General features: G+C 57.6%; 12 protein-coding genes. 3 read left to right on the top strand and 9 right to left on the bottom strand.

Features of this window, described 5'->3' with window-relative positions; genetic code table 11:
- Window positions 1–60 precede the first annotated feature (60 nt).
- Window positions 61–1437, bottom strand: a complete 1377-nt coding sequence (locus tag QZ869_RS10000; protein WP_062425427.1) for a class II 3-deoxy-7-phosphoheptulonate synthase — start codon at window positions 1435–1437, stop codon at window positions 61–63.
- Window positions 1438–1936: 499 nt separating this feature from the next.
- On the opposite strand from QZ869_RS10000, the gene QZ869_RS09995 reads away from it, so the two are divergent.
- On the top strand, window positions 1937–2845 hold the full coding sequence (locus QZ869_RS09995; RefSeq protein ID WP_296076608.1) for a LysR family transcriptional regulator: 909 nt from the start codon (window positions 1937–1939) through the stop codon (window positions 2843–2845).
- Here the strand turns inward: QZ869_RS09995 and gor are convergent.
- The 3 genes from gor to rpiA form a co-directional block, all read right to left on the bottom strand.
- A complete protein-coding gene (gor, locus tag QZ869_RS09990) occupies window positions 2823–4211 on the bottom strand; it encodes a glutathione-disulfide reductase (protein ID WP_296104303.1) in 1389 nt (462 codons plus the stop codon). The genes QZ869_RS09995 and gor overlap by 23 nt on opposite strands.
- A 214-nt stretch (window positions 4212–4425) precedes the next feature.
- Entirely contained in the window at window positions 4426–5025 is a 600-nt protein-coding gene (locus tag QZ869_RS09985; RefSeq protein ID WP_296019087.1) for a DUF2059 domain-containing protein, read from the bottom strand.
- Between the two features lie 17 nt (window positions 5026–5042).
- The gene (rpiA, locus tag QZ869_RS09980) at window positions 5043–5741 is read right to left on the bottom strand and encodes a ribose-5-phosphate isomerase RpiA (RefSeq protein WP_296076606.1); all 699 of its coding nucleotides are present in this window, start codon (window positions 5739–5741) and stop codon (window positions 5043–5045) included.
- Window positions 5742–6079: 338 nt separating this feature from the next.
- Between rpiA and gph the strand changes: the two genes are divergently transcribed.
- Window positions 6080–6769, top strand: a complete 690-nt coding sequence (gene gph / locus QZ869_RS09975; RefSeq protein ID WP_296104301.1) for a phosphoglycolate phosphatase — start codon at window positions 6080–6082, stop codon at window positions 6767–6769.
- A 202-nt stretch (window positions 6770–6971) separates the two neighbouring features.
- Here the strand turns inward: gph and rpsD are convergent, their stop codons facing one another.
- Complete coding sequence (gene rpsD / locus QZ869_RS09970; protein ID WP_296019094.1) at window positions 6972–7589, bottom strand: 30S ribosomal protein S4; 618 nt, start codon at window positions 7587–7589, stop codon at window positions 6972–6974.
- A 437-nt stretch (window positions 7590–8026) separates the two neighbouring features.
- Between rpsD and QZ869_RS09965 the strand changes: the two genes are divergently transcribed.
- A complete protein-coding gene (locus QZ869_RS09965; protein ID WP_296104298.1) occupies window positions 8027–9016 on the top strand; it encodes a TerC family protein in 990 nt (329 codons plus the stop codon).
- A gap of 117 nt (window positions 9017–9133) precedes the next feature.
- Here the strand turns inward: QZ869_RS09965 and QZ869_RS09960 are convergent, their stop codons facing one another.
- The 4 genes from QZ869_RS09960 to bluB all read right to left on the bottom strand — a co-directional run bounded on the left by QZ869_RS09960 (window position 9134) and on the right by bluB (window position 13146).
- On the bottom strand, window positions 9134–10651 hold the full coding sequence (locus tag QZ869_RS09960) for an ATP-binding protein (protein WP_296019098.1): 1518 nt from the start codon (window positions 10649–10651) through the stop codon (window positions 9134–9136).
- A 137-nt stretch (window positions 10652–10788) separates the two neighbouring features.
- Complete coding sequence (locus tag QZ869_RS09955; RefSeq protein ID WP_296036748.1) at window positions 10789–11676, bottom strand: EamA family transporter; 888 nt, start codon at window positions 11674–11676, stop codon at window positions 10789–10791.
- A 40-nt stretch (window positions 11677–11716) separates the two neighbouring features.
- Window positions 11717–12352 (bottom strand): LysE family translocator, encoded by a 636-nt coding sequence (locus QZ869_RS09950; protein WP_296104296.1) that lies wholly within the window; start codon window positions 12350–12352, stop codon window positions 11717–11719.
- A gap of 107 nt (window positions 12353–12459) precedes the next feature.
- Window positions 12460–13146: a 5,6-dimethylbenzimidazole synthase gene (bluB, locus tag QZ869_RS09945; protein WP_296104294.1), complete on the bottom strand. Its 687-nt coding sequence runs from the start codon at window positions 13144–13146 to the stop codon at window positions 12460–12462.
- Between the last annotated feature and the right edge of the window lie 11 nt (window positions 13147–13157).

Raw genomic sequence — 13157 nt, 5'->3', positions numbered from 1 at the left:
TAAAACAAGAAAGCCGCCGGATCGCTCCGGCGGCTTCTGTATGTCTGCCTGTCAACGAGATCAGGCGTTGGCGACGGCCAGGCGCTTTTCGTCGCGACCGCTCTTCATCCGCTCGGACAGGAGGAACGCCAGTTCCAAAGCCTGATCGGCGTTGAGGCGCGGGTCGCAGTGCGTGTGGTAGCGATCGGACAGTGAGTCTGCCGTTACGGCGCGCGCACCACCGGTGCATTCCGTCACGTCCTTGCCGGTCATCTCGATGTGGATGCCGCCTGGATGCGTGCCTTCCGCACGGTGGATCTGGAAGAAGCTTTCCACTTCCGACAAGATACGCTCGAATGGACGCGTCTTGTAGTGGTTGAGCGTGATGGTGTTGCCGTGCATCGGGTCGCAGGACCAGATGACCTTACGACCTTCCTTCTCGACAGCGCGGATCAGCTTCGGCAGATGGTCGGCGACCTTGTCATGACCAAAGCGGCAGATGAGCGTTAGGCGTCCTGCTTCGTTGGCAGGGTTCAGCGCATCGATCAGCTGGATCAGATTGTCCGGCTGAAGCGACGGGCCGCACTTCAGACCGATCGGGTTCTTGATGCCGCGGAAGTATTCCACATGCGCGTGATCGAGCTGGCGCGTACGGTCACCGATCCACAGCATGTGGCCGGAGGTCGCGTACCAATCGCCCGAGGTGGAGTCGATACGGGTCAATGCTTCTTCATAGCCGAGAAGCAGCGCTTCGTGGCTGGTGAAGAAGTCCGTTTCGCGAAGGCTCGGATTATTTTCGGCGCTGATGCCGATCGCCTTCATGAAGTCCATGGTTTCGGAGATACGACCGGCAAGCTTGCGATAACGATCCGCCTGCGGGGAATCCTTGACGAAGCCGAGCATCCACTGATGCACGTTTTCCAGGTTGGCGTAACCACCCATGGCGAAGGCGCGAAGAAGGTTCAGCGTTGCAGCCGACTGACGATAAGCATCCAGCTGGCGCTCCGGGTTGGGAATGCGCGAGGCTTCGTTGAACTCGATACCGTTGATGATGTCACCACGGTAGGACGGCAGCTCGACGCCATTCTGCGCCTCGATATTGGACGAACGCGGCTTGGCGAACTGACCGGCGATACGGCCAACCTTGACCACGGGCAGTTGCGCGCCATAGGTCAGAACCACGGCCATCTGGAGGAAGGCGCGGAAGAAGTCACGAATATTGTCGGCGCCATGCTCCAGGAAGCTTTCGGCGCAATCGCCACCCTGCAGCAGGAAGGCCTCGCCTTCGGCGACGCTGGCGAGCTGCTTCTTCAGACGGCGCGCCTCACCGGCAAAAACCAGCGGAGGATAGCTCGCAAGCTGGGCTTCCGTTGCTGCAAGCGCAGCAGCGTCCGGATATTGTGGAACCTGCTGGATGGGCTTCTGTCTCCAGCTACCGGGCGTCCAATTCTGTGCCATTCTACTCACCTGTCTCCCCGCCCGAAAAATTGCGCGGGCGTCCGCACCTTTAAAAATTGAGCGGCTTATAAACCTTTGCAGGGAGCTTGCCTAGTCAATTACCGACGCTTTTGGACCTGCGGAAACCCTCTGCGATTCTAGATTATCCTTGAATTGAAGCCTGTGTGCTTCACGTCGTTGTTTTCGCAGCCCATTGCGATTGTGCAACCGCTGCGCTACGCGCCAAAGAAACAAGCCGAAATGGTCGAGACCGGTCGATGGCCATGTCTCCCATCGGTGATCATCGCCACTCTTCCTCTCCTTGATTTGATTACGCGTCATCCTCTCCATTGCAAACATCGTTTCCGGCAACATGATCTTTCTCCTGTGTTCCCGACAGGAGGTAAGGCAGAGGCTGCGACGGGCGTAGATGCAGGAATGAAAGGCGCGTTTCACCGGCAAACGATGCAAAGCCAGATGGATCCGGCTATAAATGACTCTATCAGCCGGAGAGCCTTCCATGACAGATGTAAACTGGGACGATCTGAAACTCTTCCATATCGTTGCGTCCGAGGGTGGCCTTGCAGGCGCGGCAAGCCTGACCGGCATCAGCGCGCCGACGATCGGCCGAAAGATGCTCTTTCTCGAACGGACGATGGGACGCACACTCTTTATCCGCAGCCAGCAGGGCTACAAGCTGGCGCCCGACGGGGTGATCCTGTTTGAACGCGTTCAACATATGAGGCGGACGGCAGCAGATATCAGCCAGTGGCACGGCGACGCCTTCTCACTGCCCATCGTTTCGATTTCCTCCAACATCTGGCTGATGGGTTTCATTGCTGAAAACACGAGCGCCATTCGCGGACCGGACGATGCCTTTCGACTTTGCTGCAAGCACTTCGGTCCCGAAGACGATCTGACCTACCGACGCGGAATGATCGGGGTCTTTGACGCATCCCCACAGCATGGCAATTTCGCAGTGCGCAAATCCGTTACGGTCAATTACTGCGCCTACCGGTCTGAGGGACTGACAACGACCGCATCCGCCCCCTGGATTTCAATCGGCACGGAAGTCGCGGCGTCGGATGCGGAAAAGTGGGTGTTTTGCAATCGGGAGCAGATGATCCACACATGGACAAATGCGCCAGCGCTCTTGCCGCGCCTGATCCAGAGCGGGGCCGGCAGGGGCGTTTTGCCCGCCTATATCGGCGACACTCTGCCAGGCGTGGTGCGAGACGGTGAGATCATCGAGGAGCTCGCTCACAACCTGTGGATCACCGTCAACGACGATGATCGACACACAGCGGAAATGCGGGTTGCCATCGATCGGCTCGCTGCGCTGTTGAAGCGCAACGAGCAACTATTCGAAGGCATGCGAGCCGAGCCTGTCGACCGCCAGAGCCCCGTTATACTCTTTCCCCGTTCTTGATGCGGTAGCTTGGCGAATACATCGTCACCAGCTCCTCGGCAGCAGTCGGGTGGACGGCCATGGTGGCGTCGAAGTCGTCCTTGGTGCAACCGGCCTTCAGCGTGATGCCGAGAAGCTGCGCCATCTCACCGGCCTCATGACCCAGTATATGCGCGCCGACGACCTTTCTGTCCGCCGCATTGACGAGCAGCTTCATGATCGTCTTTTCAGACCGGCCCGAGAGCGTTGCCTTCATCGGGCGGAACTGCGCTAGGTAGATCTCGACCTCTTCGAACTTCGAAGCCGCCTGCTCCTCCGAAAGCCCGACCGTGCCGATTTCGGGCTGGGAGAAGACTGCAGTCGCAATCAGATGATGATCGGGCTTTGTCGGGTTGTTCTTGAACTCCGTCTCGATGAAGCACATCGCCTCATGAATGGCGACAGGTGTCAGCTGTACCCGATCGGTGACGTCGCCAAGCGCATAGATATGCGGGACAGTGGTGCGCGAATAGTCATCGACAACGATCGCGCCCTTCTCATTCGTATGGACTCCGGCTTTCTCCAATCCAAGCCCCTTAGTACTGGGTTCGCGTCCAAGCGCCAGCATCACCAGGCCAACATGAAGCGATGCGCCCTGCTTGGTGCGGGCGACGAAGCCACCTGCCCCGTCCTTGCTGACCTCCTGGATAAGGTCTTCGAGAACGATCCGGATGCCCTTGGCCTCCATCGCTTCATGAAGACCCTTGCGCAGATCGCCATCGAAGCCGTTCAGAATTTCCTTGCCACGGTAGATCAATGTCGTTTCAACACCGATACCGTGAAAGATATTGGCAAATTCGACTGCGATGTAACCGCCGCCGGCAATCAATATCGATTTCGGCAGTTCCTCCAAATGGAAGGCCTCATTAGAGGAAATCGTCAATTCGTGACCGGGCAAGGCAGGATGTGCATTCGGCGTGCCCCCGACAGCAATGACGATGCGCTCGGCTGTCACCGTCTTTCCAGTATTGACGAGTTTAACCGTGTGGGCATCGACAAGCTCTGCACGCGTGTCGAAAATATCAGCCTTGGCGTTTTCCAGCCCCTTGCGATAAAGCCCCTCAAGCCGCTCGATCTCTTTGTCCTTGGCGGCAATAAGCTTTTTCCAGTCGAAGGCGCTCTCTCCGACAGTCCAGCCAAAACCCGCGGCATCCTCGAAATGCTCCGGATATTGGGAGGCGTAGACAAAAAGCTTCTTCGGAACGCAGCCTCTGATGACACAGGTGCCGCCGTACCGATATTCTTCAGCGATGCCGACCCGTTTCCCGAGCGATGCAGCGACCCGGGCACTACGCACGCCACCCGATCCGCCGCCGATAACAAAAAGATCATAGTCGTAGGATGTCATCATAAACCTCTGTCATCAGCCGGAGCGCGCAACGGCGGGGTGAAGAACATACCAGCCGCAGTCGAGCAAAATCAGTGCGTTAAGCGAAAGTACGCATCCAGAGATACGCAGTGCCAAGGCATCATATGGATGATCATATAGGTGTTAGACGCGGAAAAAGAAAAGCCCGGAATCGCTTCCAGGCTTTGAAAAATACTGAATGATCAACGACCGCTCATGGCTTCGGCGCAGGAGCCGCAGCGGGAGCCGGAGCTGTGGCGCCTGGTGCGCCGCCGACATTGGCTTCGTTAGCAGGAAGCGGCTGAAGGTCTGCACCGGCGACCTTTTGAAGTTCGGACATGCTGGCCGAGTTCAGGTCGCGGTTGATGCCGGCCGCCCAGATGTCGGCAGCCTTCATCAGTTCACGCGTGGCGATCGGGCCGTCCTTCAGAAGCTTCTTACCGGCTTCGCTACCATAGAAGGCAGAGATGGCCTTCAACTCGTCGATCGAGAAGGCGCGTGCGTAGGTGAGTGCTGCTTCTTTTTCCAGGTCGGCACGACGAGGAGCCAGTTCAAGCGCCTTCGCGTCAACGGTTGCGGTGATCTGATCCTGGACATTCGGGGACGCCTGGATGAGCTCGGACTTCAGGCGCTCGGCTAGACCCGGCAGAATGTTATCAAAGCGATCCGTCACGCCGAGTGCGGTGATAGCCTGCTTTGCAGCGGCGATATGCTCTGCAGAAATTTCCTGCGCGCGCACGGCAGTGCCGAACACAAGCCCAGAAATAAGGATCGAAGCAGCGGCAGCTTTGCCCAGTCCCGCTAGTTTACCCATCAACTCTCTCGCTCCTGTTATACTGTCGCATGCATCACGCGGGCGCCGTCCGGTCCTGCGATAATGGCAAGCGATGCCAAATTAATGAAAAGTCCGTGCTCGACGACGCCTGGAATCGCATGCAGCTGACGTGCCAGCGCTTCTGCATCAGGAATACGGCCAAATGATGCGTCGAAAATAAGATGACCGCCATCGGTCTTGAACGGTCCGTCTTCGGAAGAACGTAGTTTCAGCTCACCGGCAAGCCCCACCCTGGCCGCCAGTTTTTCGATAGCGATGCGGGTTGCAGCCATACCGAAAGCATTCACCTCGATGGGCAGCGGAAATGCGCCGAGCGTTTCCACGACCTTCGTCTGATCCGCAATCACGATCATGCGTGCCGACGCCGCCGCGACGATCTTTTCTCGCAACAGAGCTCCGCCGCCGCCCTTGACCAACCGAAGCGCATGATCGACTTCGTCGGCGCCATCGATCGTGAGATCGAGCTCTGGCAGTTCATCCAGGGACTTCAGTGGAACGCCAAGTTCGACGCACAGGCGCGCGGTGCGCTCTGAGGTGGGAACACCTTGAACCTTAAGACCGTTCGCCACCTTCTCGGCAAGCAGGCGAACGAATTCTTCCGCGGTAGAGCCCGTACCAATGCCCAGACGCATTCCGTCCTCGACATAGGTCAATGCTGCCTCTGCGGCCTTGATCTTCATTTGGCGGGCATCCATGCGCCTGCAACTCCGCTTTATATCATGGGCCATGCGCCTGTTGATCGCGCTTGTGCCCGTATGGTTTTGTGCAGCGGCGGGCCCGTTAGCAAGGTGCCGGACCGCTGCGACTGCGTGTGTTTACACGGCTCGAAACTCAAACGAAAGCCCCTTCTGCTGCTTCAAAATGAACCATTCAGTGGTTTCGTTCGAAATGAGATGGTGTGAGCGGGCAGGCAATCGAGGGCGAAACCTAAAGCTTTTGCGCACAAGTCCTCAATCCTGCCGAATTGGATTTCGATTTCCGCCCCGATGCGCTAGGTTCGCGCGATATTTGCCCCACAGACGAGGTTTCCTCTTTGACTTCACCCCTTGTTATATTCGATCTCGACGGCACGCTCGTCGATACGGCTCCGGACCTGATCGACAGCCTGAACCACACCATTGCTGCTGCGGGCCTTGCACCCGTCACCTTCAACGATCTGACACATCTGGTTGGCCAAGGTGTTCGTGTGATGGTCCAACGCGCCTTCGCGCTCAGGAACAAAGAGTTGCCGGAGGAGGACGTCGAGCCGCTGCACGAGCGCTTCATCGCCCATTACAGAGAGGAGATGCCTGGACAAAGCAAGCCTTATCCCGGCGTTCCAGACGCACTGGATCGCCTCGCCGCGGAAGGTTTCAGCCTCGCCGTCTGCACCAACAAGACATCCGTTCTAGCCATCCCGCTGCTGGAAAAACTGGGACTGAAGGATCGCTTTTCCACCATTACCTGCGGCGATACGTTTGAATGGCGCAAACCGGATGCCCGCCATATTCTTGGTACGATCGAGAAGGCTGGCTGCGATCCGGCTCGCAGCGTAATGGTGGGTGACAGCGTCAACGACATTCTGGCGGCCAAGAACGCCAAGATTCCCGCTATCGGCGTGACCTTCGGCTACACCGACGTTCCCATGGCAGAGCTTGGGCCGGATGTGACGATAGACAGCTTCGATTCGCTGGATGCAGCGCTTGTGGAGAGGCTTCTGAAATCGCGGGCAAATGCGGCGTGACGTAATCGCCTGGAGCATGTCGCGCAAAGTGCAACAGTTTTGCATCCAAGACAGGCGATGAAACAGTCTCTAAGCGAATCTGAAAGATCGAGGCACACGTAAAATGCCACCATCCCCGGCCTTCTGCCGGGGATTTTTTGTATCACACGCAAAAAAGCCGGCCACAGGGACCGGCTTTTTTTTTGCAAAACTTGAACGCGAATTAACGCGAGTAGAATTCGACGACCAGATGCGGTTCCATGATGACGGCGTAAGGCACGTCAGCAAGAGCCGGTACGCGAGCGAAGGTCGCGGTCATCTTGTTATGATCGACTTCGATGTAGTCCGGAACGTCGCGTTCTGCGAGCTGAACAGCTTCGAGAACGATTGCGAGCTGCTTGGACTTCTGGCGAACTTCGATAACGTCGCCGACCTTGCAACGGTACGAACCGATGTTGACGCGAACGCCGTTAACCGTGACGTGGCCATGGTTTACGAACTGGCGAGCCGCGAAAACGGTCGGTACGAACTTGGCGCGGTAGACGATGGCGTCCAGACGCGACTCGAGCAGGCCGATCAGGTTCTCGGAGGTGTCGCCCTTGCGGCGGTTGGCTTCGTCGTAGGTCGCACGGAACTGCTTTTCGCGCAGTTCGCCATAGTAACCCTTCAGCTTCTGCTTGGCGCGCAGCTGCGTACCGAAGTCAGACATCTTGCCCTTACGGCGCTGGCCGTGCTGGCCTGGGCCGTATTCGCGACGGTTAACCGGGGACTTCGGACGGCCCCAGATGTTTTCGCCCATACGGCGGTCAATTTTATACTTGGACGATTCGCGCTTGCTCATCGCATTTCCTTTTCAACAGTTTGCACCGGTCTGTCGCCAAACCGGGTGAAGGAAACACGCCCTCCTCTGAGATCCGATTAGGAACCTCTGACAGGCTTCTCACATGCGAGATGGAGAAACCACGGGACATGTCGGTGATATTGACCGCCGAACGTCAGTGACTTACTGCAAGGCAGTCAACGAAACACACCGGACACTTCTGCCCGGCGTTGATGGGGCTTCTAGGGTCGCTTCATAAAAATGTCAACGACAAAAAATGAAGACGCCCCTTGAAACCGTAGCCGATCCTCCCATTTCATCCGAGTGATCAGGACTCGGGCCCCTCTGGCGTATTACCGGACAATACGCGATGTCGAGTCTCCAAGGTTGGGGCGCGTCTTTTTTTCCATCTCGTTTCCCGACCGTTGAGCCAACCTCGTCCGGACAAAGGTTGACTGATGGACTTTCTGTTTACGGATTTTCTCGGTACCCCCACATGGATGTGGGGCATTTTCATCACGCTCGTTCTAGGCCTTCTGGCGCTCGATCTTGGTGTTCTGCATAAGAACTCCAAGGAAATCGGCATCAAGGAAAGCCTGTTGATGTCGGGCTTCTACATTGCAATCGGCCTAGCCTTCGGTGGATGGATCTGGTTCCAGTCCGGCCAGCAGCCGGCCATGGAATATGTGACGGGCTTCGTTGTGGAAAAAAGCCTGGCGATGGACAACATCTTCATCATCGCCATGATTTTCTCCTACTTCTCAATCCCGCGCCAGTACCAGCACCGCGTCCTGCTCTGGGGCATTCTCGGCGTCATCGTCCTTCGCGGTATCATGATTGCCGCTGGCGCTGCAATTGTCGAAAACTTCCACTGGGTTCTCTATCTCTTCGCGGCCTTCCTGGTGTTTACCGGCATCAAGATGCTGTTTTCCAGCGGCCACGACGAACAGGATATCGGCAAAAATCCGATCCTGAACTTCTTGCGCACACGACTGCCTGTTACCGACAGGCTTCACGAGGAGCGTTTCTTCGTCAAGCAGCCTGACGCAAAGACCGGCAAGCTCAAGACGTTCGTGACGCCGCTGTTCCTCGCGCTTGTGATGGTAGAAATTGCCGACCTGATCTTCGCGGTCGACTCGATCCCGGCGATCTTCGCGATCACCACCGACCCTTTCATTGTCTACACGTCGAACATCTTCGCGATCCTTGGACTGCGCGCACTCTACTTTGCGCTCGCTGCCCTGATCCACCGCTTCGCTTATCTGAAGTACGCTTTGGCTGCGGTGCTGGTCTTCGTCGGTTCCAAGATCTTCGTGGCAGACATGCTGGGTATTGCAAAGATCCCGCCTGCCGTATCTCTGGGCGTGACCGTGGCTATCCTTCTCACCGGTATTGTCGGTTCTCTGCTTGCGACGAAGGACGACAAGAAGGTTATCGAAGAACGATAAGAGCTTCGCTTTTGATGCTAGAGCGCCGTGCGTCCTCCCGGACGTACGGCGCTTGTTTCAATCCAGACATGTCTCTGCGAAATTCTGATTCCTCGGTGCGCAAGCCAATTCGCGGCGTCACTCCGCTGCCAGACTCACATCTCCATCCGGAGCATCCGCATCGCCCGGCGCGGTCTTGGCGTCTAGGTCCGGAAAGGCGACGATGCGCTTGCCGGTGAAGTCGGCATGAACCACCACCAGTTCCTTCTCCTCGAAGTAACCGAGCAGCCGTCTTGCGCGGCGTGCCGAATGTGTGCCGTAGGCGCGTGCGATTCTTGCATCCGAAGGGCACGGCTCTTGCGCAAGCGCGGCCTTGACCAGAAGCAGAAAGACGCCTTGCAGGTCGTCCGACACGCTTCTCGAAAGCTCCAACGCCTTTTGCCAATTCTCACTAGCAGCCATCTCCACATCCACGCCCGAGCGGGTGATGGCGATCTGGCGGCGAAACTCCGAAAGCGCCATCGGCGTGCCAGGTATGCGGCGCATCCGAGCGCGAACGAGGAAGTCCTGATAGAGGACCGCATCGGTGCGATAGGCCGATTGCGGATCGTCGAGAATTTCTGTCAAAACGGCGGTGATCTTTTCCTCGCGCTCTTCCGGTGTCAGTTCCGGCTGGCTCGAACGCGAAGGTTGCTCGGAAGCAGGCGCGATGGCGGCAGGCGTCGAGCGTGAGAGCTCCGCGAGAATATCGGTTGTAGGGCGAGGAGCCGGCGGTGTACGACGGACGACAGGACGGTTGAACTCTTCCGGGTCCGGCGTGAAGATCAAGTCTTCCACATCCTGGGGCGCATCCGGCAGCGGCATGAGCTTTGGCGATGACGAACGTGCCGATGTTTCCACCGGACCGATGACGATCGGCAGCGGGCGTCTCGACAGGGCCGGGCCGAGGGCCACGAAATTGCCGCGCTGAAGATCGCGAAACATTTCCGCTTGGCGACGGTCCATACCGAGGAGATCTGCGGCGCGCGCCATATCGATATCGAGGAAGGTACGGCCCATCAGGAAGTTGGAGGCTTCAGCCGCGACATTCTTGGCGAGCTTGGCCAATCTCTGTGTGGCGATCACGCCGGCGAGGCCGCGTTTGCGCCCGCGGCACATCAGGTTTGTCATCGCACCCAATGAGGCTTTGCGCGCGTCTTCCGTCACCTCGCCGCCGACGGAGGGCGCAAACATCTGTGCTTCGTCGACCACCACCAGCACCGGATACCAATATTCACGATCGGCGTCGAACATGCCATTGAGGAAAGCGGCGGCAGCACGCATCTGTTGTTCGATGTCCAGTCCCTCAAGCGTCAGGACACATGACACGCGATGCTGACGAATGCGATTAGCAATGCCTGCAAGCTCCGCTTCAGTACGCTCACCATCCACCACGACATGACCGAACTTGTCGGACAAAGTGACGAAATCGCCCTCGGGATCGATGATCACCTGCTGCACCCAGGGTGCGGATTGCTCCAGCAGGCGACGCAGAAGATGCGACTTTCCGGAACCGGAATTGCCCTGCACCAGTAGACGCGTGGCAAGCAATTCCTCGATATCGAGCTTGGCACTCTGCCCGCCCGAAAGCGTTCCCATGTCGATACCGACCTGCACTTGTACACTTCCCTGCACTGCTATGAACGAAGGTGCCGATTCATTGAACGGCGAACACTCTCTTTACCAAAGTTTTACTCAAAAGCCCGGACGCATCGCAACAATGCACAGGGAATTGAGAAACTCATCGCTGTTCATCACGCGGTACCAGAGCGCGTGCGACCGAAGGAGAGGCGGCGGCCAAAAACGTTCAGCGCCAAACCTGCGACAACGAGAGCGCTACCAACGATTTCCAGAACCGTGATGTGTTCGGAGAAGGCGAAGTATGCACCCATAAATCCGACGATCGGCACCAGCAGTGAAAACGGAGCCACGGTTCCCGCCGGATAGCGCAGCAACAAAAAGCTCCAGATCCCTGCGCCAATGATCGTTGCACCATAGGCCATGTAGGCAACGACGCCTACCGTCATCATGTTGGCGTTGGCCAGACCGTCGCGGATCGCTTGTGGGCCTTCGAGCAGCAACGAAAGCGCAATCAATGGCAGCACGGGCGCAAGGCTCGTCCATGCCACGAAGGAGATGGCGTTCACCCGACCAACCTTGCGATTGACGATATTGCCGATCGCCCAGCTGAAGGCCGCGCCGACACACATTAGCAGGGGAACGAGGGCCGTTAGCTCCAGACGTTCCAGAGCGATCACCGCAAGGCCTGAAAAAGCGACAGCTGCGCCAGCAATATGGGACTTCAGCGGGATTTCACCCAGCAACGTGACGGCGAGCGCCATGGTGAAGAACGCCTGCGACTGCATAACGAGTGAAGCAAGCCCTGCAGGCAGCCCCCACTTGATGGCCGTATAAAGCAGTCCGAACTGCGCGCAACCCATGACCATGCCGTAAACGACCATGTGCTTCCACGGCACTTTCGGGCGCGGCAGGAGGAAGATCAACGGGACGGCAGCGAAAAGGTAACGCAGAGCGGTCAGGAAAAGGGGCGGCATATCCATGACGCCGATTTTTATGACCACGAAGTTGAAGCCCCAGAGGAAGACCGTGACCAGAGCAAGAAGGATGTGCGGCGCTGACATTGTTCAATCCAAACTCGCGCCGCGCAGACTGGCGACGCTTTTATGCAGCAGCTTTCTTCCAGCCTGCCGCGAGCAGTCCGGCACCGATCAAAAGTCCGCCGCCGGTGCGATTGACGACACGCTGGACGGAGGGCTTGCGAATGGTGTTGCGCGCTGCACTCGCCAGCAACCCATAAAGAGCCGCGTTGCAAGTCGCAAGCACAAGAAAAGTAACTTCGAAAATAAGCACCTGCGGCCAGAACGGCAGGTTTGGCAAGAGGAACTGCGGCAGGAAGGCGACGAAGAAGATGATGCTCTTCGGGTTCAGCGCCGTCACGATATAGGTATGGAGAAATATTTTTATCGGACGCTCGCGCCCTGTCACATTTCCCTCCCCGTCAGACGAAGCTGCGACGGGCGCGCGCCAGAGTTTGATACCGAGATAGATAAGATAGGCAGCACCCACCCACTTCAAGATCGTGAAGAGCGCGGCAGACGTTGCCAGCAGCGCACCGAGGCCCAGCATTGAGGCCGTCATGGCGGTGAAGTCGCCAAGGGCTACGCCAGCAACCGTGGCACTGCTTGCCTTTCGGCCGTGTCCGAGCGCATAGGAGATGACCAGGAGGATCGTGGGCCCTGGAATGGCGAGCATGACGGCGGATGCGGCCACGAAGGCCAGCCAGTTTTCAATCGGCATCGTTAAATCCCCTCTCGAAACAAAGAGAAAGTAAGCCATCGGCCAGCAGGACAGGCAAGGACCTTTTTTCAACTATTGAGAAGCAGCCCACGCGGCAGAGTTGCTACCTATTTTTCGCCCCACCGGTTCTTGAATACCAATTGGTCTAACGGCAGGCGTTGGCGCCATCCCTTCACCGCAAGCTCTGGCTCCGCGTAGAGTTCAGAAACATATCCCAGGCAAAGCCACGCCACGATTTGAATGTGATGCGGGATATCCAGTATCTCTCGGATATCATCGTCATGAAAGATGCTGACCCAGCCAACGCCGACGCCCTCGGCACGTGCTGCCAGCCAGAGGTTCTGGACTGCGCAGACCGTGGAATAAACATCCATATGAGGATTGTGGGTGCGCCCCAGCACCACATCGCCACCTCTTGTTGGATCGCAGGTGACGCAGACGGAGAGCGGCGCCTTCCTGATTCCTTCCAGCTTCAGACTGCGATAAAGCGACTGTTTTTCATCTGCAAACATCTGTGCCGCTTCCTCATTGGCACGGCTGAAGGCCTGCCACACGGCCTGTCTGATCTCACCATTCGTGACGAGGGTAAAATTCCACGGCTGCATGAAGCCGACCGAAGGCGCGGCGTGGGCTGCAGCAAGCAGCTTTCCGATCAGTTCATCCGGTAGCGGATCGGATAAAAACTCATTGCGGACATCGCGGCGAGTCTCGATAGCGCGGTAGACCGCAGCCTTGTCGTCTTCGGCAAATTCAAAAGCTGGCCTCAGGCCGCGCCGGGTGGCATCAGGTCGCATCGTCAATCCCC

This window comes from uncultured Agrobacterium sp. (assembly GCF_913777885.1).
Classification (GTDB): domain Bacteria; phylum Pseudomonadota; class Alphaproteobacteria; order Rhizobiales; family Rhizobiaceae; genus Agrobacterium.
Note: the sequence above shows the minus strand (reverse complement) of the source record. Positions and strands in the feature narration are given on the sequence as shown.